Source organism: Inquilinus limosus MP06, from assembly GCF_000767795.1.
Lineage (GTDB): Bacteria > Pseudomonadota > Alphaproteobacteria > DSM-16000 > Inquilinaceae > Inquilinus > Inquilinus limosus_E.
Genome location: NZ_JANX01001165.1, coordinates 1 through 414, shown reverse-complemented (window position 1 = coordinate 414; position 414 = coordinate 1). Strand labels below are relative to the sequence as shown.

General features: G+C 70.3%; 1 protein-coding gene. It reads right to left on the bottom strand.

Going from position 1 to position 414, the window contains the following annotated elements; translation table 11 throughout:
• Positions 1-153: 153 nt before the first annotated feature.
• Positions 154-414 (bottom strand): tetratricopeptide repeat protein (locus tag P409_RS39920; RefSeq protein ID WP_034850015.1); only part of this gene is annotated, 261 nt, incomplete at its 5' end.

Genomic DNA, 414 nt, shown 5'->3' with positions numbered 1-414 from the left:
TATCTGCCCTCCCCGCGGCCATTGCATTCACACATCGCCTCTTTTTAGAAGTCCCCCCCTCCCGCAAGGGGAGGGGGGGACTTATAAAAGCTCACTTCAACGAAGTGTGAATCCGACAGATCCTGGGGGAGAGGGAGCTGCGATGCCTCCCACCTACTCCGCGGCGACGCCGCTGTGGCCCGGGACGGGGGCGGCCGGCCGCCGGATCCTGGCCTTGCGGGCCTCGGCCTCGGCGGCCTCCAGCTGCCGGCGCGCCCCGGCATGGGACGGCTCCAGCTCGACCGCCCGGCGCTGCACCAGGATCGCCTCGTCCCAGCGCTTCTGCCCGGCCAGCAGGTTGCCGAGATGACGGTGCAGCGCCGCCTCCTCCGGCGCCAGCTTGACCGCCTTGCGCGCGGTCGACAGCGCCTTCTC